The organism is Sedimentimonas flavescens (assembly GCF_025154035.1).
Taxonomy (GTDB): domain Bacteria; phylum Pseudomonadota; class Alphaproteobacteria; order Rhodobacterales; family Rhodobacteraceae; genus Rhodobacter; species Rhodobacter flavescens.
Window position 1 is genome coordinate 227,969 of sequence record NZ_JAOALJ010000001.1, and the last position, 24,294, is coordinate 252,262.

Annotated in this window: 26 protein-coding genes; 12 read left to right on the forward strand and 14 right to left on the reverse strand. The window is 63.0% G+C overall.

Annotated features, from left to right (window positions below; genetic code table 11):
• Positions 1-3: 3 nt before the first annotated feature.
• The gene (locus N3C64_RS01085) at positions 4-672 is read right to left on the reverse strand and encodes a DUF2238 domain-containing protein (protein ID WP_218629159.1); all 669 of its coding nucleotides are present in this window, start codon (positions 670-672) and stop codon (positions 4-6) included.
• Between the two features lie 73 nt (positions 673-745).
• Here N3C64_RS01085 and N3C64_RS01090 point away from each other — a divergent pair, with 73 nt between their 5' ends.
• The 4 genes from N3C64_RS01090 to N3C64_RS01105 all read left to right on the forward strand — a co-directional run bounded on the left by N3C64_RS01090 (position 746) and on the right by N3C64_RS01105 (position 4,538).
• Positions 746-1,444: an endonuclease/exonuclease/phosphatase family protein gene (locus N3C64_RS01090; RefSeq protein WP_218629160.1), complete on the forward strand. Its 699-nt coding sequence runs from the start codon at positions 746-748 to the stop codon at positions 1,442-1,444.
• A 101-nt stretch (positions 1,445-1,545) separates the two neighbouring features.
• Complete coding sequence (locus tag N3C64_RS01095) at positions 1,546-2,412, forward strand: DMT family transporter (protein WP_218629161.1); 867 nt, start codon at positions 1,546-1,548, stop codon at positions 2,410-2,412.
• 118 nt (positions 2,413-2,530) lie between these two features.
• The gene (gene eno / locus N3C64_RS01100; RefSeq protein ID WP_260010912.1) at positions 2,531-3,805 is read left to right on the forward strand and encodes a phosphopyruvate hydratase; all 1,275 of its coding nucleotides are present in this window, start codon (positions 2,531-2,533) and stop codon (positions 3,803-3,805) included.
• Between the two features lie 115 nt (positions 3,806-3,920).
• Positions 3,921-4,538 carry a DUF2238 domain-containing protein gene (locus tag N3C64_RS01105; RefSeq protein ID WP_260010914.1) on the forward strand — a complete coding sequence of 206 codons (618 nt, stop codon included), beginning with the start codon at positions 3,921-3,923 and terminating at the stop codon, positions 4,536-4,538.
• Between the two features lie 63 nt (positions 4,539-4,601).
• On the opposite strand, the gene N3C64_RS01110 is transcribed toward N3C64_RS01105, so the two are convergent.
• Both N3C64_RS01110 and N3C64_RS01115 read right to left on the reverse strand, forming a co-directional pair.
• Positions 4,602-5,030, reverse strand: a complete 429-nt coding sequence (locus N3C64_RS01110; RefSeq protein WP_236021060.1) for a DUF4405 domain-containing protein — start codon at positions 5,028-5,030, stop codon at positions 4,602-4,604.
• A gap of 65 nt (positions 5,031-5,095) precedes the next feature.
• Entirely contained in the window at positions 5,096-5,356 is a 261-nt protein-coding gene (locus tag N3C64_RS01115) for a DUF2798 domain-containing protein (RefSeq protein ID WP_260010917.1), read from the reverse strand.
• A 225-nt stretch (positions 5,357-5,581) separates the two neighbouring features.
• Here N3C64_RS01115 and N3C64_RS01120 point away from each other — a divergent pair, with 225 nt between their 5' ends.
• Positions 5,582-5,944 (forward strand): hypothetical protein, encoded by a 363-nt coding sequence (locus N3C64_RS01120; RefSeq protein WP_260010918.1) that lies wholly within the window; start codon positions 5,582-5,584, stop codon positions 5,942-5,944.
• Here the strand turns inward: N3C64_RS01120 and N3C64_RS01125 are convergent.
• Positions 5,928-7,037, reverse strand: a complete 1,110-nt coding sequence (locus N3C64_RS01125; protein ID WP_260010919.1) for an anhydro-N-acetylmuramic acid kinase — start codon at positions 7,035-7,037, stop codon at positions 5,928-5,930. The two genes, N3C64_RS01120 and N3C64_RS01125, sit on opposite strands and share 17 nt — an antisense overlap.
• A 59-nt stretch (positions 7,038-7,096) precedes the next feature.
• On the opposite strand from N3C64_RS01125, the gene tyrS reads away from it, so the two are divergent.
• On the forward strand, positions 7,097-8,347 hold the full coding sequence (tyrS, locus tag N3C64_RS01130; protein WP_218629165.1) for a tyrosine--tRNA ligase: 1,251 nt from the start codon (positions 7,097-7,099) through the stop codon (positions 8,345-8,347).
• Between the two features lie 70 nt (positions 8,348-8,417).
• On the opposite strand, the gene N3C64_RS01135 is transcribed toward tyrS, so the two are convergent.
• Both N3C64_RS01135 and N3C64_RS01140 read right to left on the reverse strand, forming a co-directional pair.
• A complete protein-coding gene (locus N3C64_RS01135) occupies positions 8,418-8,996 on the reverse strand; it encodes a peptidylprolyl isomerase (RefSeq protein WP_260010922.1) in 579 nt (192 codons plus the stop codon).
• On the reverse strand, positions 8,989-9,495 hold the full coding sequence (locus N3C64_RS01140; RefSeq protein ID WP_218629167.1) for a peptidylprolyl isomerase: 507 nt from the start codon (positions 9,493-9,495) through the stop codon (positions 8,989-8,991). The genes N3C64_RS01135 and N3C64_RS01140 overlap by 8 nt, the downstream gene beginning before the upstream one ends.
• A 164-nt stretch (positions 9,496-9,659) precedes the next feature.
• On the opposite strand from N3C64_RS01140, the gene N3C64_RS01145 reads away from it, so the two are divergent.
• The 6 genes from N3C64_RS01145 to N3C64_RS01170 all read left to right on the forward strand — a co-directional run bounded on the left by N3C64_RS01145 (position 9,660) and on the right by N3C64_RS01170 (position 16,231).
• Positions 9,660-10,850 (forward strand): phosphoglycerate kinase, encoded by a 1,191-nt coding sequence (locus tag N3C64_RS01145; RefSeq protein WP_218629168.1) that lies wholly within the window; start codon positions 9,660-9,662, stop codon positions 10,848-10,850.
• Between the two features lie 144 nt (positions 10,851-10,994).
• Complete coding sequence (locus tag N3C64_RS01150; protein ID WP_260010926.1) at positions 10,995-11,888, forward strand: fructose bisphosphate aldolase; 894 nt, start codon at positions 10,995-10,997, stop codon at positions 11,886-11,888.
• Between the two features lie 180 nt (positions 11,889-12,068).
• A complete protein-coding gene (locus tag N3C64_RS01155; protein WP_218629170.1) occupies positions 12,069-12,362 on the forward strand; it encodes an FtsB family cell division protein in 294 nt (97 codons plus the stop codon).
• Between the two features lie 167 nt (positions 12,363-12,529).
• Positions 12,530-13,534, forward strand: coding sequence for a pyruvate dehydrogenase (acetyl-transferring) E1 component subunit alpha (pdhA, locus tag N3C64_RS01160; RefSeq protein ID WP_218629171.1), 1,005 nt, complete (start codon positions 12,530-12,532; stop codon positions 13,532-13,534).
• A 12-nt stretch (positions 13,535-13,546) separates the two neighbouring features.
• On the forward strand, positions 13,547-14,914 hold the full coding sequence (locus tag N3C64_RS01165; protein ID WP_260010930.1) for a pyruvate dehydrogenase complex E1 component subunit beta: 1,368 nt from the start codon (positions 13,547-13,549) through the stop codon (positions 14,912-14,914).
• A 12-nt stretch (positions 14,915-14,926) separates the two neighbouring features.
• The gene (locus N3C64_RS01170; RefSeq protein ID WP_260010932.1) at positions 14,927-16,231 is read left to right on the forward strand and encodes a pyruvate dehydrogenase complex dihydrolipoamide acetyltransferase; all 1,305 of its coding nucleotides are present in this window, start codon (positions 14,927-14,929) and stop codon (positions 16,229-16,231) included.
• Between the two features lie 44 nt (positions 16,232-16,275).
• On the opposite strand, the gene cysE is transcribed toward N3C64_RS01170, so the two are convergent.
• The 8 genes from cysE to N3C64_RS01210 form a co-directional block, all read right to left on the reverse strand.
• Entirely contained in the window at positions 16,276-17,088 is an 813-nt protein-coding gene (cysE, locus tag N3C64_RS01175; protein ID WP_218629174.1) for a serine O-acetyltransferase, read from the reverse strand.
• Between the two features lie 106 nt (positions 17,089-17,194).
• The gene (locus N3C64_RS01180) at positions 17,195-21,112 is read right to left on the reverse strand and encodes a baseplate multidomain protein megatron (protein ID WP_260010933.1); all 3,918 of its coding nucleotides are present in this window, start codon (positions 21,110-21,112) and stop codon (positions 17,195-17,197) included.
• A gap of 12 nt (positions 21,113-21,124) precedes the next feature.
• On the reverse strand, positions 21,125-21,571 hold the full coding sequence (locus N3C64_RS01185) for a C40 family peptidase (RefSeq protein WP_260010934.1): 447 nt from the start codon (positions 21,569-21,571) through the stop codon (positions 21,125-21,127).
• Complete coding sequence (locus tag N3C64_RS01190) at positions 21,568-22,458, reverse strand: phage/gene transfer agent baseplate hub protein (RefSeq protein WP_260010935.1); 891 nt, start codon at positions 22,456-22,458, stop codon at positions 21,568-21,570. Before N3C64_RS01190 ends, N3C64_RS01185 begins: the two co-directional genes overlap by 4 nt.
• Positions 22,455-23,090, reverse strand: coding sequence for a DUF2460 domain-containing protein (locus N3C64_RS01195; protein ID WP_260010936.1), 636 nt, complete (start codon positions 23,088-23,090; stop codon positions 22,455-22,457). The genes N3C64_RS01190 and N3C64_RS01195 overlap by 4 nt, the downstream gene beginning before the upstream one ends.
• A gap of 11 nt (positions 23,091-23,101) precedes the next feature.
• The gene (locus N3C64_RS01200) at positions 23,102-23,764 is read right to left on the reverse strand and encodes an RcGTA-type gene transfer agent tail tape measure protein (protein ID WP_260010939.1); all 663 of its coding nucleotides are present in this window, start codon (positions 23,762-23,764) and stop codon (positions 23,102-23,104) included.
• On the reverse strand, positions 23,757-23,975 hold the full coding sequence (locus N3C64_RS01205; protein ID WP_260010940.1) for a rcc01693 family protein: 219 nt from the start codon (positions 23,973-23,975) through the stop codon (positions 23,757-23,759). Before N3C64_RS01205 ends, N3C64_RS01200 begins: the two co-directional genes overlap by 8 nt.
• Complete coding sequence (locus N3C64_RS01210) at positions 23,972-24,292, reverse strand: gene transfer agent family protein (protein ID WP_260010942.1); 321 nt, start codon at positions 24,290-24,292, stop codon at positions 23,972-23,974. The genes N3C64_RS01205 and N3C64_RS01210 overlap by 4 nt, the downstream gene beginning before the upstream one ends.
• Positions 24,293-24,294: the final 2 nt, after the last annotated feature.

The window sequence follows — 24,294 nt, forward strand, 5'->3', positions numbered from 1 at the left end:
CAATCATTTGTTTTGGCTTTTGAACTTTCGATAAAATCGGCGGTTCTTTGCGACGAAATCCTCAAACAGGTTGCGCGTCGGCCCCGGACCGCGCCCGATCAGGTAAAGCCATCCCGCCAGCGCCCCCAGGGATGCCCCGATCACGTCCACGACCAGATCCCACATCGTATCGACCAGTCCGGATTTCTGCATGTTCGTGCCGAAGATCTGATCCATCCCGAATTCGAAAATCTCCCACAGGGCGCCGATGGTGACAGCAAAGGAGAAGGCGATCAGCGCTAGCGCCCAATGCGGGGCGGCGTAGCGGTCGCCCTCGAACAGCATGAAGACCACCAAGAACCCCAGCAGCCCGAAGCCAAGCGCCGAGGTGCCGTGCAGCGCCACATCCCACCACCAGTATCGGTTGTAGAAATCGAAGGCCTCTCCCAGAAAGATCGTCGCGAAGATGAAGATCGTGATGCCGACAAGCAGCGGCGTCGGCAGGGCGATTCCAAGGCGCGAGGTCAGATACATCGGCACCAGCGTCAGCAGGAAGGTCAGGCAGGCGACAGCGGCAAGCGCCAGCTGCCATTCCCACAGCGCCAGCAGAAACTCGATCGCCAGCATCGCCCAGATCGCTTGTATCAGCCGGGGTTGTGCGCGAAGGCTGGCGTAATGTTTGCGAAGTCGCATGGGTACACGCTACGTTGTCGCAGGGCCATCCCCAGGGGATGAATCCCACCGGGAAAACAATCATATCGTCATCATGACCGTTCGTCTTGCCTCATACAATCTGCACAAATGCGTCGGCACCGATGGCCGCCACGATCCCGCGCGCATTCTTGCCGTGATCAACGCACTCGGAGCCGATGTGATTGCCTTGCAAGAGGTGGATCGGCGGCTTGGCGCGCGCCCCTCCGCCCTGCCCGCGCGCTTGATCGAGGCAGAGACGGATTTTCACGTTGCCGAAGGCCCCAAAACCGGCCCGGACAGTCTTGGCTGGCACGGACAGGCGGTGCTCGTACGGCGCGGAGGGCGGGTGCTCGATATCGACGGGCTGGCGCTGCCGGGGCTTGAGCCGCGCGGTGCGCTGCGCCTTGTGATCGCGCATGAGGGCGCAGCCCCCTTCACCCTGGTCGCAGCCCATCTTGGCCTGCGTCGCGCCGACCGGCGCGCGCAATGGAGCCGGATCGCCCAGACCCTGCGCGGCGCGAAAGGCCCCGCACTTGCCATCGGCGATTTCAATGAGTGGTCCTCCAAGCACGGTTTCGAGGCGCTGACGGGCTATCACGTGCACGCGCCGGGCCCCACCTACCCCTCGCGCGCGCCGTTCGGGCGGCTTGATCGCGTGGTGACCTGCCCGAATATCAACATCGTGCGTATGGGCGTTCTGGATACGCCCTTGGCGCGACGCGCCTCGGATCACCTGCCGATCTGGGCCGACGTGGCGGGTGTTTTGCGCTAGCGATTGTGCGTGACACAATTGCGCACTGGACGGCCGCCTCGGCTTGAGGCAAGGCGGCAGGCAAGCGGTTGGACCGCTTGGTCAGGGATACGGGACATATCATGGAAAACCTGCGCGGCAGCCTTCTGATGGTGGCGGCGATGGCTGGCTTCGCCCTTGAGGACATGTTCGTCAAGGAGCTGGCCCGAGGCCTGCCGATCGGCATGGTTCTTGCCCTGCTTGGGCTTGGGGGCAGCGCGATTTTCGGTATCCTCGCCAAGATCCGCGGGGATCGGCTTATCTCGCGCGATCTGCTGGCTGGCCCGGTCCTGCTGCGCAACTTCAGCGAGCTTCTGGGCACGATGTGCTTCGTGTCCGCCATCGCGCTGACGCCGCTGGCGCAGGCCTCGGCCATTCTGCAGGCGACGCCGCTGGCCGTCACGCTCGGCGCGGCGTTGTTCTTGGGTGAGCAGGTCGGCTGGCGTCGCTGGTCGGCGATCATCGTGGGCTTCATCGGCGTGCTAATCGTGATACGTCCGGGGACTGAGGGGTTTTCGGCGCTTTCGCTGCTGGCCGTGGCCGCCGTGGTCGGCCTCGCGGCACGCGATGTCGCGACGCGTCGGGTCGCCAAGTCGGTCTCATCGATGCAACTGGCGACCTATGGCTTTGCGGCCGTGATCCCTGCGGGCATTGCCATGGCCTGGCTCAGCCCCGCCGAGATCACCCTGCCGACCCCGCGCGACTTCGCCATGATCGGCGGCGGGCTTTTGTTCGGTACCGCCGGTTATTACGCCCTGATCGCAGCCATGCGGATCGGCGAGGTCGCCGTGATCACCCCCTTCCGCTACACCCGCCTGATCTTTGCGCTGATCATCGGCTGGACGGTCTTCAATGAGCCGGTGGACCGCGCGACGCTGATCGGCGGCGCGGTGATCGTTGGCTCGGGCCTCTACACGCTTTGGCGGCAGGCAAGGCGCACTCGCCGCTGAATCCGAAATTTCTTGCAAGTCCGGCGCTAACAATCGTGATAGCGCTAACAAACCTCTTTCCCGCGCGCGGGGACCGGGCTATAGAGCGCGCGACAAATCCCTCAGCCGGAGCATCTCCATGAGCACGATCATCGACATCCACGCGCGCGAAATCCTCGACAGCCGCGGCAACCCGACCGTTGAGGTCGACGTGATCCTCGAAGACGGCACGATGGGCCGTGCCGCCGTTCCCTCGGGCGCCTCGACCGGCGCACATGAGGCGGTGGAGCGCCGCGACGGCGACAAGTCGCGCTACATGGGCAAGGGCGTGCTGGAAGCCGTCATGGCCGTGAACGGCGAGATCGCCGAGAACCTCGTGGGCGAAGACGTGACCGAGCAGGTCGCCATCGACCAGATGATGATCGAGCTGGACGGCACCCCGAACAAGAGCCGCCTCGGCGCGAACGCCATCCTCGGCGTGTCGCTGGCCTGCGCGAAAGCCGCGGCCGACTTCTCGGCGCAGCCGCTTTACCGCTATGTCGGCGGCACCTCGGCCCGCGTCCTGCCTGTTCCGATGATGAACATCATCAACGGCGGCGAGCATGCCGACAACCCGATCGACATCCAGGAATTCATGATCATGCCGGTCTCGGCAGGCAATATCCGCGACGCGGTGCGCATGGGTTCGGAAGTGTTCCACACGCTCAAGAAAGAGCTGACCGCCGCCGGTCTCTCGACCGGTCTGGGCGACGAGGGCGGCTTCGCGCCGAACCTCAGCTCGACCACCGCGGCGCTCGACCTGATCCTGAAGTCGATCGAAAAAGCCGGCTACAAGCCGGGCGAGGACATCTACCTCGCGCTCGATTGCGCCTCGACCGAATACTACAAGAACGGCAAGTACGAGATGAAGGGCGAAGGCCTGTCGCTGACCTCGGAAGAAAATGCCGACTACCTCGCCAAGCTCTGCGCCGCCTACCCGATCATCTCGATCGAAGACGGCATGTCGGAAGACGACTGGGCGGGCTGGAAGATCCTGACCCAGAAGCTGGGCGACAAAGTGCAGCTGGTCGGTGACGACCTCTTCGTGACCAACCCGGCGCGTCTGGCCGATGGCATCAAGCAGGGCGTCGCCAACTCGATGCTGGTCAAGGTCAACCAGATCGGCACCCTGACCGAGACGCTGAAGGCCGTCGAGATGGCCCACCGCGCGCGCTACACCAACGTCATGTCGCACCGCTCGGGCGAGACCGAGGACAGCACCATCGCCGACCTCGCCGTGGCCACGAACTGCGGCCAGATCAAGACCGGCTCGCTTGCGCGTTCGGACCGTCTGGCGAAATACAACCAGCTGATCCGCATCGAGGAAATGCTGGGCGAGACCGCCGAATACGCGGGCCGCTCGATCCTCAAGTAAGGACCGGCAACCGAATTACGAAAGGCCCTCGCCCCGGCGGGGGCCTTTTGCTTTGCGCTTTTCCGAGTGGCGCGAACCTGCCATGCTGCCCGAAAACGAAGGGGAGAGCAGCACCATGGTTTTTCCAAAGAACATCAAACCGGCCGAGAAGGCCGTCGCGATCTTTGTTGCGCTTTACAGCATCGGCTTCTCGGCCTGGTTCTTGATGATCGGCAATGCCGAGTTCATCGTTTACATCATCACCATGGCCATCCTGATCGGCCTGATCGGCTCCAGCCTGCGCAAGGCCGAATACCCGCCCGCCATCCTCTGGGCGCTGGCGATCTGGGGCCTGCTGCATATGGCGGGGGGCGGTGTGCCGGTGGGCGACAAGGTGCTCTACGCGGTGCAGTTGATCCCGATCATCTCGGATGGCCAGGGCGAGATGACGATCCTGAAATACGATCAGGTCGTCCATGCCTTCGGCTTTGGCGTGACAGCGTGGCTACTGTGGCACCTTGTCGTGCGGCACTTCCCAGATGTGCGCGGCACCTGGACGGCCTATACCTACCCCGCGCTTGCCGCGATGGGCCTAGGTGCGGTGAACGAGATCATCGAGTTCACCGCCGTGGTGATCGTGAAAGACACGGGCGTCGGCGGCTACTTCAACACCGCGCTCGATCTGGTGTTCAACGCACTCGGCGCGATCATCGCCATGATAATCGTCGCCGCGCAAGAACGCCGCCGCGTATGAGCGAGTGCGCCCTCGGGCGGCGACCGCAGCCTGCGAGCGCCAGATTTCGACCTTCCCGGCTGATCACCAGAAGTCGCGTTTGAACCACGATTGCAACTGCTCAAGCCAGCTTGCGGGCGGCAGGCCAAGCACGGCTACGACGATAACGAAGAGCGTCAACCCAACTGCCAGCGCGAACTCGCGCCGGTGGCAGAGCGTCTTGGCCGCGCTGGACCAAAGCAGGTTGGTGATCACCGACCAATGCAGCCAGATGTGCCAGACCGCAGCCCCAATGAAGAGAAAACCACCCGCGAGGTGCAGCAACTCCCATTGCGGTCGACCCAAGCCGAGCATCGTCCACTCGATCTGTCCGGCGACGCGCCCGGAGGGGGCGATCATCACCACCAGCCCCGAGACCAGCATCAACAGGAAGTTGAGACCGACAAGGAACACCGCCGCCGCCCGCATCGAAAAGCGCGGCCTTGGCATCGCATGAGAGACAGAATCGAACATGGCCACCTCCTTGTGCGACACGGCCCAAGAATGCCCCTAATCCGCCTAGACCGCCATGACCGGCGTCAAGTCGGCCCGGTTAACCGATGCATCGACCAATAGGCCAGGCGGAAGGCAATCGGCCCGACACCGAGCGAGAGGACGAAAGCCACCGGCCATGCGGTGAAGAAATGGTGCAGCCAAAGCAGCGACCATCCGGCGGGCATACCCTGCGCGAAGATCGAAAAGATGAAGGTCATCAGGAAGGCCATCATGCAGGAAATGAAAAGCTGCGCGAGCAGGATTGTGCGCTTCTCGCGCTTGGGGTCAGGGTTGTTCATCGACATTCGATCTCTGGAGGGCGGTGCCCGGTTGGAAAGGATGCCGTGGGTTCGAAAATCGACTAGCTCTCGCACAGGGGGCGCGATGACCGGGGTAACCTGACAGATCGCACGTTTCTAGGCCCCTTCGATCTAGTCAAACTTACCGCTCACGTCAAATGTGATTGCCGCGGCACTTCCGTTCGCCGCCACGCAGGATACTGTGCGCACATTCACAAGGGGAATTCCCGGATGCGCAAGCTGCGTGGCGTGGGTTTTACTGTCGTTCTGGCGATCCTGATGCTGATCTGGCTGGCGAATATGAGCGCCCGGATCTCGAACGATCGCACGCTCAATCGCGTACCCGAATGGGCCGAGATTATCTCGGCAGATCTGTTCTGGGGCCGAAGGCAAGCGGGCTATCAGGTACGCGGGCGCCTAGTGAATGGCGAGGAGGGCACGTTTGACCCGCCTCCGGGCGGGGCCGATCTGCAAATCGGCAGCTGGCGCTGCACACAGGTGATACACGAGTGGTTCGGACTGCGCGTCGCGCTGCACCCCCTTCCGGCATCGCGATGCCCTGCCCCGGTGCCAGCGCTCAGTCTGGGTAGCTGATACGCCCGCCGCCGATCAGACCGGCAACGCCCGTCGTCGTCGGGCCCGAGGTCGGCAAGCCCCGCGCCACTCGGACGGCAAGATAGGCGAATGCCTGCGCCTCAAGCATGTCGCCATCAAGGCCGATATCCTCGATCGGCGCGACAGGGCAGTTGAGGCGACGCGTCAGAGCAACCATCAGCGCCTCGTTCAGCCGCCCGCCGCCGGTGACGTAGAGCGCACGCGGGTAATCGGGAAAATGCTCAAACCCGCGCGCGACGGCGGCGGCGGCGCAGGCGGTCAGCGTTGCCGCTGCGTCGGCGTCGCTCAGATCTCGCACCGCCTCCAGCAGATCGTGAAAATCATTCCGGTCCAGCGATTTCGGCGGAATGCGGTGAAAGAAGCGATGCGACAGGAAATGCTCGACGATCTGTTCATCGGCGGTGCCCGAGGTCGCCAAAGCGCCGCCCTCGTCGCAATCCATGCCAAGTCGCGCCCGCACGAGGTCGTTGATCGGTGCGTTCGCGGGCCCGGTGTCGAAGGCGAGAACCGCGCCCACGGCCTCGGGGCCCGGTTGGCGCGGATCGACCCAGGTCACGTTGCCCACTCCGCCAAGGTTGAGAAAAGCCACCGGCGCACTCAGCCCCGCCCATTTCGCACAAGCAAAATGAAAGAACGGCGCCAGCGGCGCGCCCTGCCCGCCCATCTCGACATCCGTCGAACGAAAATCCCAGACGACAGGACGGCCCAGAACCTCAGCCAGAACCTCGCCCGAGCCGGCCTGATGCGTGCGCCGGGGCCCCATGCGCCCGTCCGGATCATGCGCAAGCGTTTGGCCGTGAAAACCTACAAGTGCAGCATCCAGCAGCGATGAGAGAAGCTCGGCATGGGCGGTCTCGACCACCTCGGCGGCCTCATCCACGCCCGGATCGTCCGGCCAGCAGCCAAGAGCCGCGCGCAGGGCGCTGCGTTCTTCATCGGAATAGGCGCGGTAATCGGTGCGGCCGAAGTCCAGAATCCGCTCGCCATCTGTCAGGACCAGCGCCGCGTCCACGCCGTCAAGCGAGGTTCCCGACATCGCCCCAACCGCCCAGACCGGACCCGGTTTCAACATGGCTTCCCCTTCGGCTGCCCACCCGATATACGCATGGCGCTAGCAAAGGAACAAGTGTGATGACCTACCATCCCAAATCGGATTTTCTGCGCATCATTATCGAGCGCGGATTCCTTGCGGATTGCACCGATCTGCAAGAGCTGGACGAAGCTCTCATCAAGGGGATGGTCACCTGCTATATCGGCTATGATGCGACGGCGGCATCGCTGCATGTCGGGCATCTGCTGAACATCATGCTGCTGCGCTGGTTCCAAAAGACCGGCAACAAGCCGATCACGCTGATGGGCGGCGGCACGACCAAGGTCGGCGACCCCTCGTTCCGCAGCGAGGAACGCCCCCTGCTGACCCCCGAGGCCATCGACGCCAATATCGACGGGATGCAGAGGGTCTTTGCGCGCTACCTCGACTACCGCGAGGACGGCAACGGCGCGCTGATGCGCAACAACGCCGAGTGGCTGGACGATTTGAATTACCTCGAGTTCCTGCGCGACATCGGTCGGCATTTCTCGGTCAACCGGATGCTGTCGTTCGAAAGCGTGAAATCGCGCCTCGACCGCGAGCAGTCGCTGAGCTTCCTTGAGTTCAACTACATGATCCTCCAGGCCTATGACTTCCTGGAGCTGAACCGCCGCTACGGCTGCCTGCTGCAGATGGGCGGCTCGGACCAGTGGGGCAACATCATCAACGGCATCGACCTGACGCGCCGGGTGCTCGACCGCGAGATCTTCGGCCTGACCACGCCGCTGCTGACCACCTCGGACGGGCGCAAGATGGGCAAAAGCCAGGGCGGAGCGATCTGGCTGAACGGCGAGATGCTCAGCCCCTACGAGTTCTGGCAGTTCTGGCGCAACACGACCGACGCGGACGTGGGCCGGTTCCTCAAGCTCTACACCGATCTGCCGGTGGAAGAGTGCGACCGTCTTGGCTCGCTGGAAGGCTCCGAGATCAACCAAGCCAAGATCATTCTGGCCAATGAGGTCACCAAGCTGCTGCACGGCGAAGAGGCTGCCGTGGCGGCCGAGGCCACCGCGCGCGAGGTCTTCGAAAAGGGCGGCGTGGGCGATGACCTGCCGACCCTGCACCTAAGCGCCGAGGACGTCGCCGAGGGCATCAGCCTTGCGCAGCTTGTGGTGCGCTCGGGTCTGGCCAAGACTGGCAAGGACGGCAAGCGCCTGATCGCCGAGGGTGGCCTGCGCGTGGACGACGACATCTGCGCCGATGCGGGGCGGATGTTCCACGCGGGCGATCTGGCCGAGCCGGTGAAGCTTAGCGCGGGCAAGAAGCGCCACGCGCTGGTGCAGCTGAGCTAAGACGCAACAGACAAAAGAAAACGGGCGCCGCGATCTTCGGGCGCCCGTTTTCGATTCTGCCGCGCGGGTCTTATTCGACCGTGGCGTGGACGATGTAGTCGGGCTGATCTACCAGCCCGTTCTGGCGCATGTCGCCCTTCTGGATCTGATCGACGATCTCCAAACCTTCGACCACATGCCCCACGATCGTGTACTGGCCATCAAGATGCGGCGAGGCCTGGAACATGATGAAGAACTGCGAATTGGCCGAGTTCGGATCGGCCGAACGGGCCATCCCCACAATGCCGCGCGTAAACGAGCGGTTCGAGAACTCCGCCGGAAGGTCCGGGCGCTCGGACCCGCCTACGCCCGCCATACGGGTATCGCCGCCGCGCTTGCCGAACTGCACGTCGCCGGTCTGCGCCATGAAGCCCTCGATCACGCGATGGAAGATCACGTCGTCATAGGCGCCTTCCTTGGCCAGCGCGACGATCTGCTCGACATGCTTGGGGGCCACGTCGGGCAGCAGGTCGATGACCACATTGCCGCTGACCGAGCCACCGATCTCCAGCGTCAGGTTCGGGCCGTCCGTATCCGGCACGCCCGAGCCCTCGGCCCAAGCGCCGGTGGCCGCGAAGGCCAGCGCCGTCGCAAGCAGGATCTTACGCATCGGCAGCCACCTTGACCGAGATCATGCGGTCGGGGTTCGCCGGCGGCTCGCCGCGGACGATCTTGTCCACGTTTTCCATCCCCGAGATCACGCGGCCATAGACCGTGTACTGACCATTCAGGAAGTGGTTGTCGTTGAAATTGATGAAGAACTGCGAATTCGCCGAGTTCGGATTCGACGAGCGCGCCGCACCAAGGGTGCCGCGATCATGCGGAATGCGCGAGAATTCGGCCGGAAGGTCGGGGTACTGCGAACCGCCCGTGCCAGCGCGGCGGGGGTTGTAGTCTTTCTCCATGTTGGCGTTCTCGACATCGCCGGTCTGCGCCATGAAGCCGTCGATCACGCGGTGGAACGCCACGTTGTCATAGGCGCCGTCACGGGCCAGTTGCTTCATCCGCGCGCTGTGCTGCGGAGCAATGTCGCTGAGCAGTTCGATGACGACGGGGCCGTCCTTCAGCTCGATGATGATGGTGTTCTCGGGGTCTTTGATCTCGGCCATGAATGGTCCTCCTCGAAATTTGGGGCGACTGTAAGGAAGCGGCGCGGGATTCGGAAGGCGAAAGCGCCGCATGGCGTTGACGATGCCTGCACATCGGGGCAAGTTTGCGTGAACCGCGCGAGAGGGGCCAGAGCCCGCCGCGCGCAAAATCGGGAGTGACGAGAATGGCTTGGAAAACGCTCGACGAGATGGGTCTTGCGAGCAAGGTGGTCTTGGTGCGTGTGGATATCAACGTGCCGGTTGAGAACGGTGTCGTCACCGATGCGACGCGGATTGAGAAGATCGTGCCGACGATCAAGGACATCATGGCCAAAGGTGGCAAGCCGGTCCTGCTGGCGCATTTCGGCCGCCCCAAGGGCAAGGTCGTCCCCGAGATGAGCCTGCGCCCGCTGGTTCCGGTTCTGGCCGAGAAGCTGGGCTGCAAGGTGAACTTCGCCGAGGATTGCGTGGGTGGCCCGGCCAAGAAGGCCGTCGCCGCGCTTGCCGCAGGCGAGGTTCTGCTGCTCGAAAACACCCGCTTCCACGCGGGCGAAGAAAAGAACGACCCCGAGCTGTCGGCGGGTATGGCAGCCCTGGGCGAGGTCTACGTGAATGACGCCTTCTCGGCCGCGCACCGGGCGCATAGCTCGACCGAGGGCGTGGCGCATATCCTGCCCTCGGCGGCTGGTCGCCTGATGGAGGCTGAGCTCAAGGCGCTCGAGGCTGCCCTTGGCAACCCGACCCGCCCGGTGACGGCGGTTGTGGGCGGCGCCAAGGTTTCGACCAAGATCGAGCTGCTCTCGAACCTTGTGGCCAAGGTGGACAACCTGGTGATCGGTGGCGGCATGGCCAACACCTTCCTGGTCGCCAAGGGAATCGACGTTGGCAAATCGCTCGCCGAGCACGAGATGGCCAAAACCGCGCGCGACATCATGGAAAAGGCCGCAAGCGCCGGTTGCCGGATCGTCCTACCCGAGGATGTCGTTGTCGCCCGCGAGTTCAAGGCCGGGGCCGAGAATGAGACCGTCGCAGCCAATGCCTGCCCCGCGGATGCGATGATCCTCGATGCGGGGCCTAAAGCAGTCGACATGATCGGCCGCGTTTTTGAAGCCTCGAACACGCTGATCTGGAACGGCCCGCTCGGCGCCTTCGAGATCGCGCCCTTCGATACGGCAACCAATGCCGCGGCACAGACCGCCGCGCGCCTGACCAAGGCCGGTAGCCTGATTTCGGTTGCCGGTGGTGGCGATACGGTTGCCGCGCTCAACAAGGCGGGGGTCGCGGGCGATTTCAGCTATATCTCGACCGCGGGCGGCGCCTTCCTTGAGTGGATGGAAGGCAAGGAACTGCCCGGCGTCGCGGCACTGATGAACTGAACCCAAGGCGGCCTTCGGGTCGCCTTTTCTTTCCCGCCCGCGTGTTAGCGTTCTCAGAATTGCGCGCGCGCCAGCAAGGCGGTATCGCAGCCACAGGGGCACCCGCGCCCATCACCTTTCACCCAGACAGTCCCGGGGAGCATCATGTCGAACGCCAAGCAGACCGAACAGATGAAGAAGGGGGCGGGCTTCATCGCCGCGCTCGACCAGTCGGGCGGGTCCACGCCCAAGGCGCTGCGTCTTTATGGCGTGAACGAGGACGCCTATTCGAACGAGACCGAGATGTTCGACCTGATCCACGCGATGCGCGCCCGGATCATCAAATCGCCCGCCTTCACCGGCGAGAAGGTCGTCGGCGCCATCCTGTTCGAACAGACCATGGACCGCGCCGTCGACGGCATCCCGACCGCCACCTACCTGTGGGAAAAGCGCGGCGTTGTGCCCTTCCTCAAGATCGACAAGGGTCTTGAGACCGAGGTGAACGGCTGCCAGATGCTCAAGCCGATCCCGGGTCTGGATGATCTGCTGGCCCGCGCGGTCAAGGCAGGCATCTTCGGCACCAAGGAGCGTTCGGTCATTTCGGCCGCCAATGCCGAGGGCATCAAGGCTGTCGTCGCGCAGCAGTTCGAACTGGGCAACCAGGTCATCGCCCATGGCCTGATGCCGATCATCGAGCCGGAAGTGACCATCACGATCGCCGACAAGGCCGAGGCCGAAGAAATCCTGCGCGCCGAAATCCTTGCGCAACTGGACGCTCTGCCCGAGGGCAAGCAGGTCATGCTGAAACTGTCGCTGCCGAGCGTGCCGAACTTCTACAAGCCGCTGGTCGATCACCCGCGCGTGCTCAAGGTCGTGGCGCTGTCGGGCGGCTACTCGCGCGACGACGCGAACGCGATGCTGGCGCAGAACACCGGCATGATCGCCTCGTTCTCGCGCGCGCTGACCGAAGGGCTGAGCGCTCAGCAGACCGACGCAGAGTTCGACGCCATGTTGGGCGGTGCGATTGACTCGATCTACGCAGCCTCGATCGCCGGCTGATCGGCCGACCAAAGACAGAACACAGGGGCCTTCGGGCCCCTGTTTTCATTCCAGCCCCCTGCCCGCGTGTCTCGCGCGATTTTTCTTCTGAAAGCATCGCCAAGGGATTCACAAGCCAAAGTGGATATGGCATCCTTCATCCCACGCCCGACAAGAGGCACAACAGGCAGAGCACCCATCATGCAAAAGCGCCGGGCCATCGGCCCTCTGATCTTCTTCTCGATCTGCTTCGTGCTCGGGGCCTATTTCACCTTTGCCGCCGTGCAGGGGCCCAGTGGGGTGTTTCGCCGCGTGCAACTGGAATCGGAGATCGCCGACCGAAGCGCCGAGCGCGACATCCTGCGCGCCGAAGTGCAGCGCATGGCGAACTTAACCAAGCGCCTGTCAGACGAGTATCTGGACCTCGATTTGCTGGATGAACGCGCGCGCGAGGTGCTTGGCACCATCCGCACGGACGAGATCGTCATCCGCTAAGCCACCTCAAATCGCTTTGAAACACCCCGTCAGCGGGGCTTTCGGCGTTTTTCCGCATAAAATTGCCCTTGGGTCACATTCAGCCCACACAAGCGTTGCGTTTCGATTCAAGCTACGCTAGAAACTAGTTTAACGTTGAACTATTCTGTTCTGGGGGAGGGTGCCCGATGGCAACACGCAAGAATCCCGAGACGAAAAGCGCCCCCGGCGCCAACGTCTCGAAGGACGAACTGCTCAAGTACTACCGTGAAATGCTACTGATCCGCCGCTTCGAGGAGAAGGCGGGCCAGCTTTATGGGATGGGTCTGATCGGCGGCTTCTGCCACCTCTATATCGGCCAGGAAGCGGTTGTCGTGGGCCTGGAGGCTGCGACCCGCGAGGGCGACAAGCGCATCACCTCATATCGCGACCACGGGCACATGCTCGCTTGCGGGCTCGACCCCAAGGGCGTGATGGCCGAACTGACCGGCCGCGAGGGCGGCCTGTCGCGCGGCAAGGGCGGCTCGATGCACATGTTCTCGAAAGAGAAGCATTTCTACGGCGGCCACGGCATCGTCGGCGCGCAGGTGCCGCTTGGCGCAGGCCTCGCCTTTGCCGACAAATACCTGGAAAATGGCGGCGTGACCTTTGCCTACTTCGGCGACGGCGCGGCCAACCAGGGCCAGATCTACGAGACGTTCAACATGGCGGCGCTCTGGAAGCTGCCCGTGATCTTCGTGATCGAGAACAACCAATACGCCATGGGCACCGCACAGCGTCGCTCGACCTCGACGCCGGAACTGTACACCCGCGGCCAGGCCTTCGGCATCCCCGGCGAACCGGTGGACGGCATGGACGTTCTGGCGGTGAAAGCCGCGAGCGAGAAGGCCATCGCGCACTGCCGCTCGGGCGAAGGCCCCTACATCCTCGAGGTCAAGACCTACCGTTACCGCGGTCACTCGATGTCGGACCCGGCGAAATACCGCTCGCGCGAGGAAGTGCAGAAGATCCGCGAAGAGCGCGATGCCATTGAGCACGTGCGCGATCTGCTTCTCAGCGGTGGACATGCGACCGACGACGACCTCAAGGCGATCGACAAGGAAATCAAGGTCATCGTCAACGAAGCCGCCGAATTCTCGAAAGAAAGCCCTGAGCCCGCGCTCGAGGAGCTTTGGACCGACATCTACGCGTGAGGGAGTGATATCATGGCAACCGAAATTCTGATGCCCGCGCTCTCCCCCACGATGGAGGAAGGGACGCTTGCGAAATGGCTGGTCAAGGAAGGCGACGAGGTCAAATCCGGCCAGATCATCGCCGAGATCGAGACCGACAAGGCGACGATGGAGTTCGAAGCCGTCGATGAAGGTATCGTCGGTAAGATCCTCGTGGCCGAAGGCACGGCCGGCGTGAAGGTCAATACGCCGATCGCCATCCTGGTCGAAGAAGGCGAAAGCGCCGATGCGGCCCCTGCCGCAGCCGCGGCCCCCGCCGCCGCGCCGGTCGCGGATGCGGCCGCTCCGGTTGCTGCCGTGGCGGCAGCCCCGGTAGAGGTCGTCTCGAAAGCCTCGCCGGACTGGCCGGAAGGCACGCCGATGAAGACGATGACCGTGCGCGAAGCACTGCGCGAGGCCATGGCCGAGGAAATGCGCGCCGATCCGACGGTTTACCTGATGGGTGAAGAAGTCGGCGAATACCAGGGCGCCTATAAGATCAGCCAGGGTCTGCTGGACGAGTTCGGCGCCAAGCGTGTGATCGACACGCCGATCACCGAGTATGGCTTTACCGGCATCGCGGTCGGCTCGGCCTTCGGTGGCCTGCGCCCGATCGTCGAGTTCATGACGTTCAACTTTGCCCTGCAAGCCGTTGACCACATTATCAACTCGGCCGCCAAGACGCTGTATATGTCGGGCGGGCAGATGGGCTGTCCAATCGTGTTCCGTGGCGCCAACGGCGCGGCGGCTCGGGTCGGCGCGCAGCACTCGCAGGACTTCGCGGCGTGGTATGCGCAAATCCCCGGCCTCAAGGTTGTGATGCCTTACTCGGCATCGGACGCGAAAGGTCTGCTCAAGCAGGCGATCCGCGACCCGAACCCGGTCATCTTCCTCGAAAACGAGATCCTCTACGGCCGCTCGTTCGAGGTTCCGGTGCTGGACGACTTCACCATTCCGTTCGGTAAGGCCCGCATCTGGCGCGAAGGCACCGATGTGACGCTGGTTTCGTTCGGGATCGGTATGGCGCATACGCTTGAAGCGGCGGACAAGCTGGCGGAGATGGGCATCTCGGCAGAGGTGATCGACCTGCGCACGCTGCGCCCGATCGACTATGACACCGTACTTGCCTCGGTCATGAAGACCAACCGCTGCGTTACCGTGGAAGAGGGTTGGCCTGTAGCCTCGATCGGCAACCACCTGAGCGCCACGATCATGGAGCGCGCGTTCGATTTCCTCGACGCTCCGGTCATCAATTGCACGGGCAAGGACGTTCCGATGCCCTATGCTGCCAACCTTGAAAAACTGGCCCTGATCACGCCCGACGAAATCGTCGCCGCCGTGAAACAGGTCACCTATCGCTGAGGGGGAAGAACAATGGCAACCGAAATCCTGATGCCCGCACTGTCCCCGACGATGGAGGAAGGGACGCTCGCGAAATGGCTGGTGAAAGAGGGTGATACCGTCTCGGCCGGCGACATCATGGCCGAGATCGAAACCGACAAGGCCACGATGGAATTCGAGGCCGTGGACGAAGGTATCGTCGGCAAGATCCTGATCGCGGCGGGCACCGCCGGCGTGAAGGTGAACACGCCCATCGCTATCCTCGTCGAGGAAGGCGAAGATGCCACCGCCGCCGCCCCTGCGGCTGCGGCCCCCGCGCCGGAAGCAGCTGCGGCTCCGGCCGCCGCCACGGCTCCTGCGGCGGTCGCCGCTGCGCCGGCCCCTGCCCCGGCAGCGCCGAAGGCCGATGGCCAGCGCGTGTTCGCCTCGCCCCTTGCCCGTCGCATCGCCGCGGAGAAGGGCCTTGATCTGGCGACCGTCAAAGGCACTGGCCCGCACGGCCGGATCGTCAAGGCGGATGTGGAGGGTGCGAGTGTCGCGCCGAAGGCCGCTGCAGCCCCGGCTGCACCTGCCCCCGCCGCTGCCGCTGCTGCTCCGGCTGCGCCCGCAGTGTCGGCCTCGGCCATCACCAAACTCTATGACGGTCGCAGCTACACGGAAGTGTCGCTCGACGGGATGCGCAAGACCATCGCGGCGCGCCTGACCGAGGCCAAGCAGACCATTCCGCACTTCTATCTGCGTCGCGAAGTTCGGCTGGATGCGCTGATGGCGTTCCGTGGCGATCTGAACCGCAAGCTGGAAAGCCGTGGCGTGAAGCTGTCGGTCAACGACTTCATCATCAAGGCCTGCGCGCTTGCGCTTCAGGCCGTGCCGGACGCGAATGCTGTCTGGGCGGGTGATCGTGTGCTGAAGATGAAAGCTTCGGATGTGGCCGTAGCCGTTGCGATCGAAGGCGGGCTGTTCACGCCGGTTCTTCAGGATGCAGAAGGCAAGTCGCTCTCCAAGCTTTCTTCCGAGATGAAGGATCTTGCCAAGCGCGCCCGTGACCGCAAGCTCGCTCCGCATGAGTATCAGGGCGGCAGCTTTGCGATCTCGAACCTGGGGATGTTCGGCATCGAAAACTTCGACGCCGTGATCAATCCTCCGCATGGCGCGATCCTTGCAGTCGGGACCGGTGTAAAGAAGCCGATCGTCAACGCTGCGGGCGAGATCGAAGTCGCGACGATGATGTCGATGACGCTGTCTGTCGACCACCGCGTGATCGACGGTGCTCTTGGTGCGCAACTGCTGTCGGCGATTGTCGAGAACCTCGAGAACCCCGTTGCGATGCTCGCCTGAGCCAGAAAACAAAAAGGGCCGGAGCGATGCTCCGGCCTTTTGAATTAGTCTTCGCAGTCTTTCAGACGGTGATCCATCTTGACCGATGGCTGATCGCAGCCCGCCTCGCCCACGATCCTCGCGGGCACACCGGCGACGGTTTTGCAGCAGGGCACTTCCTCCAGCACCACCGAACCTGCGGCAATGCGGCTGTTTGCCCCGACCTTTATGTTCCCCAAAACCTTCGCACCTGCGCCAATAAGCACGCCATCGCCGATCTTGGGATGACGGTCTTCCTCTTCCTTGCCGGTCCCGCCAAGGGTCACCGAATGCAGCATCGACACGTTGTCGCCCACGACCGCAGTCTCACCGATGACGATCGAGTGCGCGTGGTCGATCATCACGCCCTTCCCGATCCGGGCTGCGGGATGAATATCGACGCCAAAGATCTCGGAGGTTCGCATCTGCACGAAATAGGCCATATCGCGACGCCCCTGACGCCACAGCCAATGCGCAATGCGATAAGACTGAAGCGCTTGATACCCTTTGAAAAAGAGCATCGGCTGCAAGAAGCGATGGCAGGCGGGATCTCGGTCGAACACGGCAACAAGGTCGGCGCGGGCCGACTGGCCCAAGTCAGCATCCTCGCCATAGGCCTCATCCGCGATCTCACGCAAGATCTGTTCGCTCATTTCGCCCGAAGCGAGCTTGAGCGAAAACCGATAGGCCAGAGCCCGCTCCATTGTCGAATGATGCAAAAGGCCCGCGTGGATCAGAGCCCCGAGCAGCGGCTCGTCCTGAACGGCCGCACGCGCCTCATCGCAAATACGCGACCAGACCGGATCGACCGTTGCGAATTTCGCGCGTGTTTCAGCCATTTTGAGGCTCCTTCTTCCTGTAACGAGCCTATCACATAGGCTGATTGCGGAATAGGGGAAGTCTGTGAGAGATAAAAGCCCGCAATCGGCGCGTTAGGTCTTCTGCTCACCCCACAGACACCGACAACTTCGCCCAGGATCCGGCCCCGAATACCTCGGAAATCTGGGCGACGTGTATCTCGAAATCATCTGAGATCCCATCACTTTCCCGCATCGTCTCCGAATAGGTCCACATCGGGGCGGCGGTGACATCTTCTCGACGGTTGGCGCCGTTCACGAGCACTCGGACACGATATTGCTCGATGCTTTCGCCAAGCGGGACATCGACCCCTTCCCAACTATCACCATCAATCCGGGTACGGCGGGTCCATTCGAACGTAATGCCACTCGCCGTTCGATTGGACTTGAGATGCACTGGGCTGAGCGGTCTCAGACCAATACCCAGGAATGCCTCAACAACATGCTCGTAAGAGGGGTCATCATAGGGTCTGCTTGCAGGGCCAATCCGATAGTGACGCGCCAGATTTCGGGCCGAGGCAAGGGCTTCGATCTGCTTGGGTGCCTCGTCGATCAGGACAACCGTGCTGCCGACCGGCCAAACTTCCCGCATATTCGTATCCGTACCAAGCTGGCCACGCAGACGCAGACTGACTTCCCAGACATCGGTCTCGACAAGCGTCGCCTGCGCGAACTGGAACAACTCCCAATTCGTGGACGAACCATCGCCAATGGCAATCAGGTTGGCTCCGTTGAAGACCCGCGCGACGTCGGCGGATTCCAACTCACCCGAAGCAAGGGCAATGCGCAGTGGTGCTCCTCGATCCCAGACGCCGGGTTGCGCAGCCGCAAGCGGCGAAAGCGTTTCGCCAATAGCCGCGTGGCCCTCAACCAGCATGTTCAAGCCGTATCCATAGTCGTCGCTTGCGGAATAGACCGCAACCTCACCCGGCCAAGGCTCGGCAGACACAGCGAGATGCGGAGCGTAGGGGTTTTCCTGCCCGGTCAGCAAAGGCAGATCGAGGAACACTGCCGTCGCGGGAGTCAAAGCCGCGAAGGGCTTGAGCGTCGTATTCTCCTCCACCTCATCCGACGGCAAGTAGACCGAGGCCTCGATGCGCGTTGCCTCGATCTGCAGCGCCTCGGCGCGTTCAATCCGGTCCGCGCGATAGAGGCGCGATTCACCATCTTGGAGCAAATCGAAAACGTCTCCCGTCTTCAGGTCATTGCGCGAGGGCGCCACCGCCAGCCGCACGCCATCCCGTGCCACCCGTGCTTCGGAAAGCCAGCGCTCCGACACGCCCACAGCCTGAGAACGCGACAGTGCGATCGGTAACTCGGTAACGGAGGCTGCCCCCGCGCGTTCATCGGGGAACACCGCCTCGACGGCGCGAACTTCGAAATCTCCATCCGCCTCGACATAAGTTAACCGGATGCGGCCAGCGAGTTCCGCCTCCGGCGCACGCGTGGCCTCGACGCAGCCATGATCTGCCGATTCAACCAGATCACCCTCGCTCAACACCGCGCTTGCCTTGCCATCCCGCATCACGAACGCCAGCTTGCCATCACGTTCTACCGCGTCAAAGCCGTAGGCCAAGCCAAGGCCCTGCAGCGCACCACGCCCGGTGACACCGCCCGAGGTCACATAACCCCGCACAACCCCGTAAAGCCCGGAGGTGTCGATCTCACGCACCCCGGCATCGCTACAAACCTCCGCAACGACATTCGCCAGCGGCTGCGCCGAAGATCGGCCGGAGATCCAGTGCCCCCTCGCATAGTTCGCACCATCCGCCCAAAGTGAAAGATTGGACGGAAACTGCGGATAGGGGCGCGCATCCCAGGCCCAGACATGCGCACGCGATGTATCGACCATCGGCCCGCCAAAGACCTCGGATACGGGGTTCTTGTCCGGGTTCTTCCAATAATCGAGCACCGCGCGCAGATACTGCATCTGAATGAACTCATCGCGCCGACCGTCCGAGAAATAGGGAAGACCACTCTCCGAGCTCTTGGGGTCCACGAACTTGTTAGGCTGGTTTGTCGCCTTGTTTACAGCCGCGCAGCCGAGTTCGGTAAACCAGATCGGTTTCGAACGTGGCACCCAGTCCGTCTGCTCGGCCGCGCGAACGCCGCTAATGCGTTCGTGGTGCGGGTTTTCCCACCACGCGCGGATATCCTTGTAGCGCCAGATCCAATCCTCGCCATGCGCGCCATCGCGGATCGGAGTCCGGATTTGCCGCTCGCGATCAGAGTCGCTCTCGTAAAACCAATCGAACCCCTCCCCGCCTTCGATATTCGCTTGGAGATAGTCGACATTATAGATCGACCCCCAAGCCTGATCGGCATGATTGTCGCCATCGCGCCAGTCCGAGACAGGCATGTAGTTATCGATCCCGATGAAATCGATATTGTCGTCGGCCCAGAGCGGATCGAGATGGAAGTAACGCGAGTCGTCGCCGGGCTGATATCCCCAGTATTCGGACCAGTCGGCCGCGTAACCAATCTTGCAATCCGGCCCCAATATTTCGCGCACATCGGCCGCGAGGCGCCTCAGTTCCTCAACGGCGGGAAAGCTGTCGCCCGCGCCACGGATCTGGGTCAGCGCGACCATTTCCGAGCCGATACAGAACGCATCGACACCGCCCGCCGCGGCACAAAGATGCGCGTAGTGCAGGATGAAGCGGCGCATCGACCACTCATCCTGGCCTGTGTACGAGACTTCCTGGCTTTCGATCACGAAGTGATTGATCGCCGCATTCCCGAAGAACGCGCGAACCTGCGCTTGGGCTTCTGCCGACCGATCCGCCGATCCCGGGCGGCCCGGCGCCTCAGCCAATGTCACTCGGCCACGCCAGGGCAATACCTGTTGATCCTCCGCATCAGACCACGGGTCCGACAAGCCGTTATCCGCCAACTGATCCATCAGGATGAACGGATAGAATGTCACCGACTTTCCTGCCGCCCGCAGTGCTGTGATCGCCTCAATCACCGAAGCATCGTTCGGAGTGCCGCCATAGACCGGCTTTCCGTCCAGTAACGGAACCCGCGCAGCCTCGTAACGCGTCACCCCCGAGACGCGCCAAGGCATTCCCTTCGCATCACCGACGGCCTTCTCGACCTTGGGCTGGAGCTTGCATGCGCCGCACCGCAGATCGTCGCCAAACCAGCTCACGAAAAGAGAGACCGCCGCGCATTCGGGCAGCTCTTCATCAAGCGCCTCAAGCGCCAACGCGAAATCTGTCTTGCTGTCAGAAGCGTTCTGGTTCGCAACCGTGGTTCTTTTCTTCCCTTTCGAGCGGGTGATGAAATATGCGGGCTGGGTCGCCAAAGCGTATTCACCGGTGCCTGGGATCAGCGCAACAGCATTCACACTGCGCACCAGATCGGGCAGGTCGTCAATCTGCGGCCCTTGCGCGGGACGCACAACCTCAAACGAGAACTGCGGAATGCGATTGCCATACTCTGCAAGCGCCAGATCCTCGAACACGACATAGGCGATGCCGCGATACGCGGGCGCAACATCAGCGCCCTCCACCGCGGCAATCTTGGGATCCGGCAACTGGCTTTCCGAGCCGCTATAAACCCGCATGTTCAGCGCCGCCTTGTCGATCTCGGCACCGTCTGCCCAAACCCGACCAATGCGCAGGATCTCGCCCTCGCAGATCGCAAGAGCAACGCTGACCGAATAGCTATAGGTCGTCGTGGTAACCCGCGGGCCACCCTTCCCGCTTTTCTTGACTTTCTTGGTCTCGAAAAAGCGCGTGGCCCAGATCACCTGACCCGAGACACGCATACGTCCCCAAAGCTTGCCGACCGCTTCGCCCTCGCTTGCGCTGGTCAGCCGGAGCCGATCAACCTTGCCCATCTCGACGGCCTGCGAACCGACCCCGAGCAGACGCTGGTCCACCGCCCGGCCGAGCGTTGCACCGATCGCGCGACCGATCACCGCCCCGGAAAGGCCTAGGACGGCTCCCCCAAAAGCACCACCGATCGCAGCCCCGGCTGCGGAAAGCAAAATCGTAGCCATATCGTCGGCTCCTCAAGGAAAGTCAAAATGTGCGACCACACGGCGACGCCATGGTGTCGAAAACGGGCTCTCGATGACGCCATGCCCGGTGTAGGCGTGAATGAACGCCGCGCGCTCGCGGCCAGCGCTCATTAGGCCAACGTGCTTGGCAACCGCGCCGTCGCGCATCCGAAAGACCAGCACCTGCCCCGGAACCATCGCCCCGTGCCCCTCGATCATGTGCGTTCGCGCCGAGATCAGGATGCGCTCGTCGCGCGATGGTTCGGACCAATCCGGCGTATAGGCCGGGATCGCCTCGGGTTCACATCCGTAGAGCGCGCGCCAGATCCCGCGCAGCAACCCCAGACAATCCGTGCCCGCGCCTTTGACAGAGGCCTGATGCTGATACGGCGTCCCGATCCATTCACGCGCGCATTGCAACGCCATGTCGCGCTTCACACCAATTCGGACCTCGGTCATCTGAACAGGCTACCACCGTCGTTTGCACCGCCGCGAACAGGATAGCTCATAAGCCAATCCTCGCCCGGAATATGCGGAAAGCCGCGAAAATTCAGTAAGTTATTGAACTTCAAGCGACAGGTCTCCGCGCGCCGGTCACAACCGGCCTCCAGGCGCACCATGTCCCCAGGGCGGATCGCGGCACCGATCCGCTGCCAAAGTTCAACGGACCGCTCTCCGCTCGCCAGTATGCGGTCGTTCTTGATCACGCCGAACAGCCCTTCGGCCTTTCCGCTCAGAACACGAAGACACCCCTTTTCGAACCAGCGCGCCTGATACCCCGATAGCTGCGAGAAACGAAACCTCGCATCGCCTTCGACAGTCTCGACGGTCAGTTCAACCACATATCCCTCGCGCTCCAGATCGAAACGACAGGACCGATCTCCCAGGACCGCTGAGCAGCGCGGATGGTAGATGCGCCCATATTCCTGCCCGAGCGCCTCAGAGAGGCCGCGCAACTCGGCGGTGAACCCGCCCGAAGAGCGGGAAATCTCACCGATATGACCGCGGAAGATCATCTGCCGCTGGTCCGGCGCAGCCCAGTTCACAATCCAGACGCGCACCTGAGCACGGTCGTAACGCCCGGCTAGAATGTCCTCCTCCGTGATCGCATCCGAGCTTAGTGCGCCATAGCTTTCGGAGTTATCCACCGACAGCCCCGTGCTTTGCACGACCGCCTTGGCGGTCATCCCGCTTTCGGGTTTGAACTCGATCCCATCGAAGTGCAGAGCCCGGTCGTGATCGGTAAAACCGAGCACCAAGCCATCCGTCCGCTCGACGGCCCAGGCACGGGCAACCGTCGTGCAGCCAGAGGCGAGGTGATTGTTCAACTCATTGACGTTGCTCATCTGAGGCGCACCTCCACCACGGGAACCTGCGGCAAGTCACCCGCCTGGAACGACTGCACCGAAACCTGAATGCGGTCGGTGTCAAAGCGGACAGGCACGTCAAACTCAAACCCCGCCGTGATCCGCGCGCCCTCTGCCGGCGCATCCAAGAACGTGATCCACCCATCCTCAAGGCCGACCGAGAAGTGGACCGTCTCCACCTGCTGATCACCCTGAACGCCGACCACAACCGTGCCCTGCACGGGCTTTGCAATGGGACGGACGTAACTCGCCTCGCCGGAAGCATAGGTCTTACAGAGTTGAAAACGGGTCGCCTGACCATCGCCAATCCCGATCAGCTGATCCTCGAAGCCGGGGCTTCGCGATGCCGGGCAAGACTTGAAATCCGCCCAGTCCTTCCAACGAAACGCATGCATCTGCCCTTGGCGGGCCTCGAAGAACGCGATCAGCCGCTCGACATCATCAAGCGATCGCAACCCGACGCCCGCATCGTAATGCCGCCGCGAATGCGCCCAGGGCGTGTTGCGCTCTTCATAGCCGTTGGTCAGCGTGACAATCTCGGTCCGCCGCTCGGGGCCACCAACAGAGCCGAAACTCAGATTTGCCGGAAACCGGACTTCGTGAAAAGCCATCGTAGTCTTCCTCAGCTGTTACGATGCCCGCGCGCGAGGGCGCGGTTGATCTGCGCGGCAATCTGCGCCTGACTGCGGGCAAAACCGCCGACATCGGGTGTCGAGACGTTCATCACCACGTTGATGGCGCGCCCGCCCCCGCTTGACTGCACGCCCAGGCGACCATCGGCGCCTCGGGTCAGCGGCATGATCGCCTCGGGTCCGGCCTCACCCATCAGACCCGTCGCACCGCGCATCGGAAACGCGACCGGCGAACTCACCACACCGCCCTTGGCAAAGGGCATGACGCGCCCCTGGCTGAATGCCCCGCCCTGAGCAAACGGCATGAGTCCGCCGAGCGCGCTGCTCATCCCCTGCGCGATCGCGCCGCCAAGCGCGTTTTGCACCGGTCGCATCGCCAGCGAATAGACGCTGTCTGCCATGGTCTGCGCGACCGAGCGCAGCGCATCCGAAAGTTTCATCCCGTCGAAAATGAGCCCATCGAACGCCCGGCGCAGCCCGCGCCCGATGCTGTTGGTCAGCGAGTTCACCTCGCGCCCGGTAAACAGCATTCCCTCGCGCATTCGCCCCAACTCGTCGTTGAACGCCCCGGCAATCGCCTCGGCGCCTGCAAGATTGCGCTCCAGCAGGGCGGCCTGCACGCTCAGCCCATCCAACCCATCGACTTCAACCATCGCCTGTTCCTTTCCTGTCGCCCGCGGCGGCCTTGTCGGGCCACCGCGCCACCAGTTCATCAAGACACGCGCGGGTCAGTGGCGGCGACCCAGAGGTCTCCCCGAGCATCAACGCCAATTCCGCGGGGGTCAGCGCCCAGAACTCCTGCGGTCGCAAGCCAAGCCCCCGCATGCCGACCCGCATCAGACCGGGCCAATCAAGCCCGCTCATGCGCTACCCGGCACCGTGAAGGCGCGGGCCAGCAGTTGCGCGGCAATGCGGGCGGCCTCGATCGGGCCGCCCGCGATATCCACCGCGCGCAGATCCTCGGCGCGGCCGCGCCAGCCGCCGCCTCGCAGCCCCGCGACCAGCAGGGCAAGAACGTCGCGCGTCGAGAAAGCACCGCTCTCGAAGCGCCGAACCAAGTCGAGCAGGCTGCCCTCCCCCAGTTCGGCCTCCAACTCGGCCAATGTGCCAAGCGTCAGCTTCGCCACATGCCGCTCACCGTCGAGCGTGACCTCGACCTCTCCCGCCCAAGGGTTAATCATCG

Excerpts from the sequence above, each read along its gene's own strand:
- N3C64_RS01085 (WP_218629159.1), bottom strand. The coding sequence starts at position 672 with ATGCGACTTCGCAAACATTACGCCAGCCTTCGCGCACAACCCCGGCTG.
- N3C64_RS01090 (WP_218629160.1), top strand. The coding sequence starts at position 746 with ATGACCGTTCGTCTTGCCTCATACAATCTGCACAAATGCGTCGGCACC.
- N3C64_RS01095 (WP_218629161.1), top strand. The coding sequence starts at position 1,546 with ATGGAAAACCTGCGCGGCAGCCTTCTGATGGTGGCGGCGATGGCTGGC.
- eno (WP_260010912.1), top strand. The coding sequence starts at position 2,531 with ATGAGCACGATCATCGACATCCACGCGCGCGAAATCCTCGACAGCCGC.
- N3C64_RS01105 (WP_260010914.1), top strand. The coding sequence starts at position 3,921 with ATGGTTTTTCCAAAGAACATCAAACCGGCCGAGAAGGCCGTCGCGATC.
- N3C64_RS01110 (WP_236021060.1), bottom strand. The coding sequence starts at position 5,030 with ATGTTCGATTCTGTCTCTCATGCGATGCCAAGGCCGCGCTTTTCGATG.
- N3C64_RS01115 (WP_260010917.1), bottom strand. The coding sequence starts at position 5,356 with ATGTCGATGAACAACCCTGACCCCAAGCGCGAGAAGCGCACAATCCTG.
- N3C64_RS01120 (WP_260010918.1), top strand. The coding sequence starts at position 5,582 with ATGCGCAAGCTGCGTGGCGTGGGTTTTACTGTCGTTCTGGCGATCCTG.
- N3C64_RS01125 (WP_260010919.1), bottom strand. The coding sequence starts at position 7,037 with ATGTTGAAACCGGGTCCGGTCTGGGCGGTTGGGGCGATGTCGGGAACC.
- tyrS (WP_218629165.1), top strand. The coding sequence starts at position 7,097 with ATGACCTACCATCCCAAATCGGATTTTCTGCGCATCATTATCGAGCGC.
- N3C64_RS01135 (WP_260010922.1), bottom strand. The coding sequence starts at position 8,996 with ATGCGTAAGATCCTGCTTGCGACGGCGCTGGCCTTCGCGGCCACCGGC.
- N3C64_RS01140 (WP_218629167.1), bottom strand. The coding sequence starts at position 9,495 with ATGGCCGAGATCAAAGACCCCGAGAACACCATCATCATCGAGCTGAAG.
- N3C64_RS01145 (WP_218629168.1), top strand. The coding sequence starts at position 9,660 with ATGGCTTGGAAAACGCTCGACGAGATGGGTCTTGCGAGCAAGGTGGTC.
- N3C64_RS01150 (WP_260010926.1), top strand. The coding sequence starts at position 10,995 with ATGTCGAACGCCAAGCAGACCGAACAGATGAAGAAGGGGGCGGGCTTC.
- N3C64_RS01155 (WP_218629170.1), top strand. The coding sequence starts at position 12,069 with ATGCAAAAGCGCCGGGCCATCGGCCCTCTGATCTTCTTCTCGATCTGC.
- pdhA (WP_218629171.1), top strand. The coding sequence starts at position 12,530 with ATGGCAACACGCAAGAATCCCGAGACGAAAAGCGCCCCCGGCGCCAAC.
- N3C64_RS01165 (WP_260010930.1), top strand. The coding sequence starts at position 13,547 with ATGGCAACCGAAATTCTGATGCCCGCGCTCTCCCCCACGATGGAGGAA.
- N3C64_RS01170 (WP_260010932.1), top strand. The coding sequence starts at position 14,927 with ATGGCAACCGAAATCCTGATGCCCGCACTGTCCCCGACGATGGAGGAA.
- cysE (WP_218629174.1), bottom strand. The coding sequence starts at position 17,088 with ATGGCTGAAACACGCGCGAAATTCGCAACGGTCGATCCGGTCTGGTCG.
- N3C64_RS01180 (WP_260010933.1), bottom strand. The coding sequence starts at position 21,112 with ATGGCTACGATTTTGCTTTCCGCAGCCGGGGCTGCGATCGGTGGTGCT.
- N3C64_RS01185 (WP_260010934.1), bottom strand. The coding sequence starts at position 21,571 with ATGACCGAGGTCCGAATTGGTGTGAAGCGCGACATGGCGTTGCAATGC.
- N3C64_RS01190 (WP_260010935.1), bottom strand. The coding sequence starts at position 22,458 with ATGAGCAACGTCAATGAGTTGAACAATCACCTCGCCTCTGGCTGCACG.
- N3C64_RS01195 (WP_260010936.1), bottom strand. The coding sequence starts at position 23,090 with ATGGCTTTTCACGAAGTCCGGTTTCCGGCAAATCTGAGTTTCGGCTCT.
- N3C64_RS01200 (WP_260010939.1), bottom strand. The coding sequence starts at position 23,764 with ATGGTTGAAGTCGATGGGTTGGATGGGCTGAGCGTGCAGGCCGCCCTG.
- N3C64_RS01205 (WP_260010940.1), bottom strand. The coding sequence starts at position 23,975 with ATGAGCGGGCTTGATTGGCCCGGTCTGATGCGGGTCGGCATGCGGGGG.
- N3C64_RS01210 (WP_260010942.1), bottom strand. The coding sequence starts at position 24,292 with ATGATTAACCCTTGGGCGGGAGAGGTCGAGGTCACGCTCGACGGTGAG.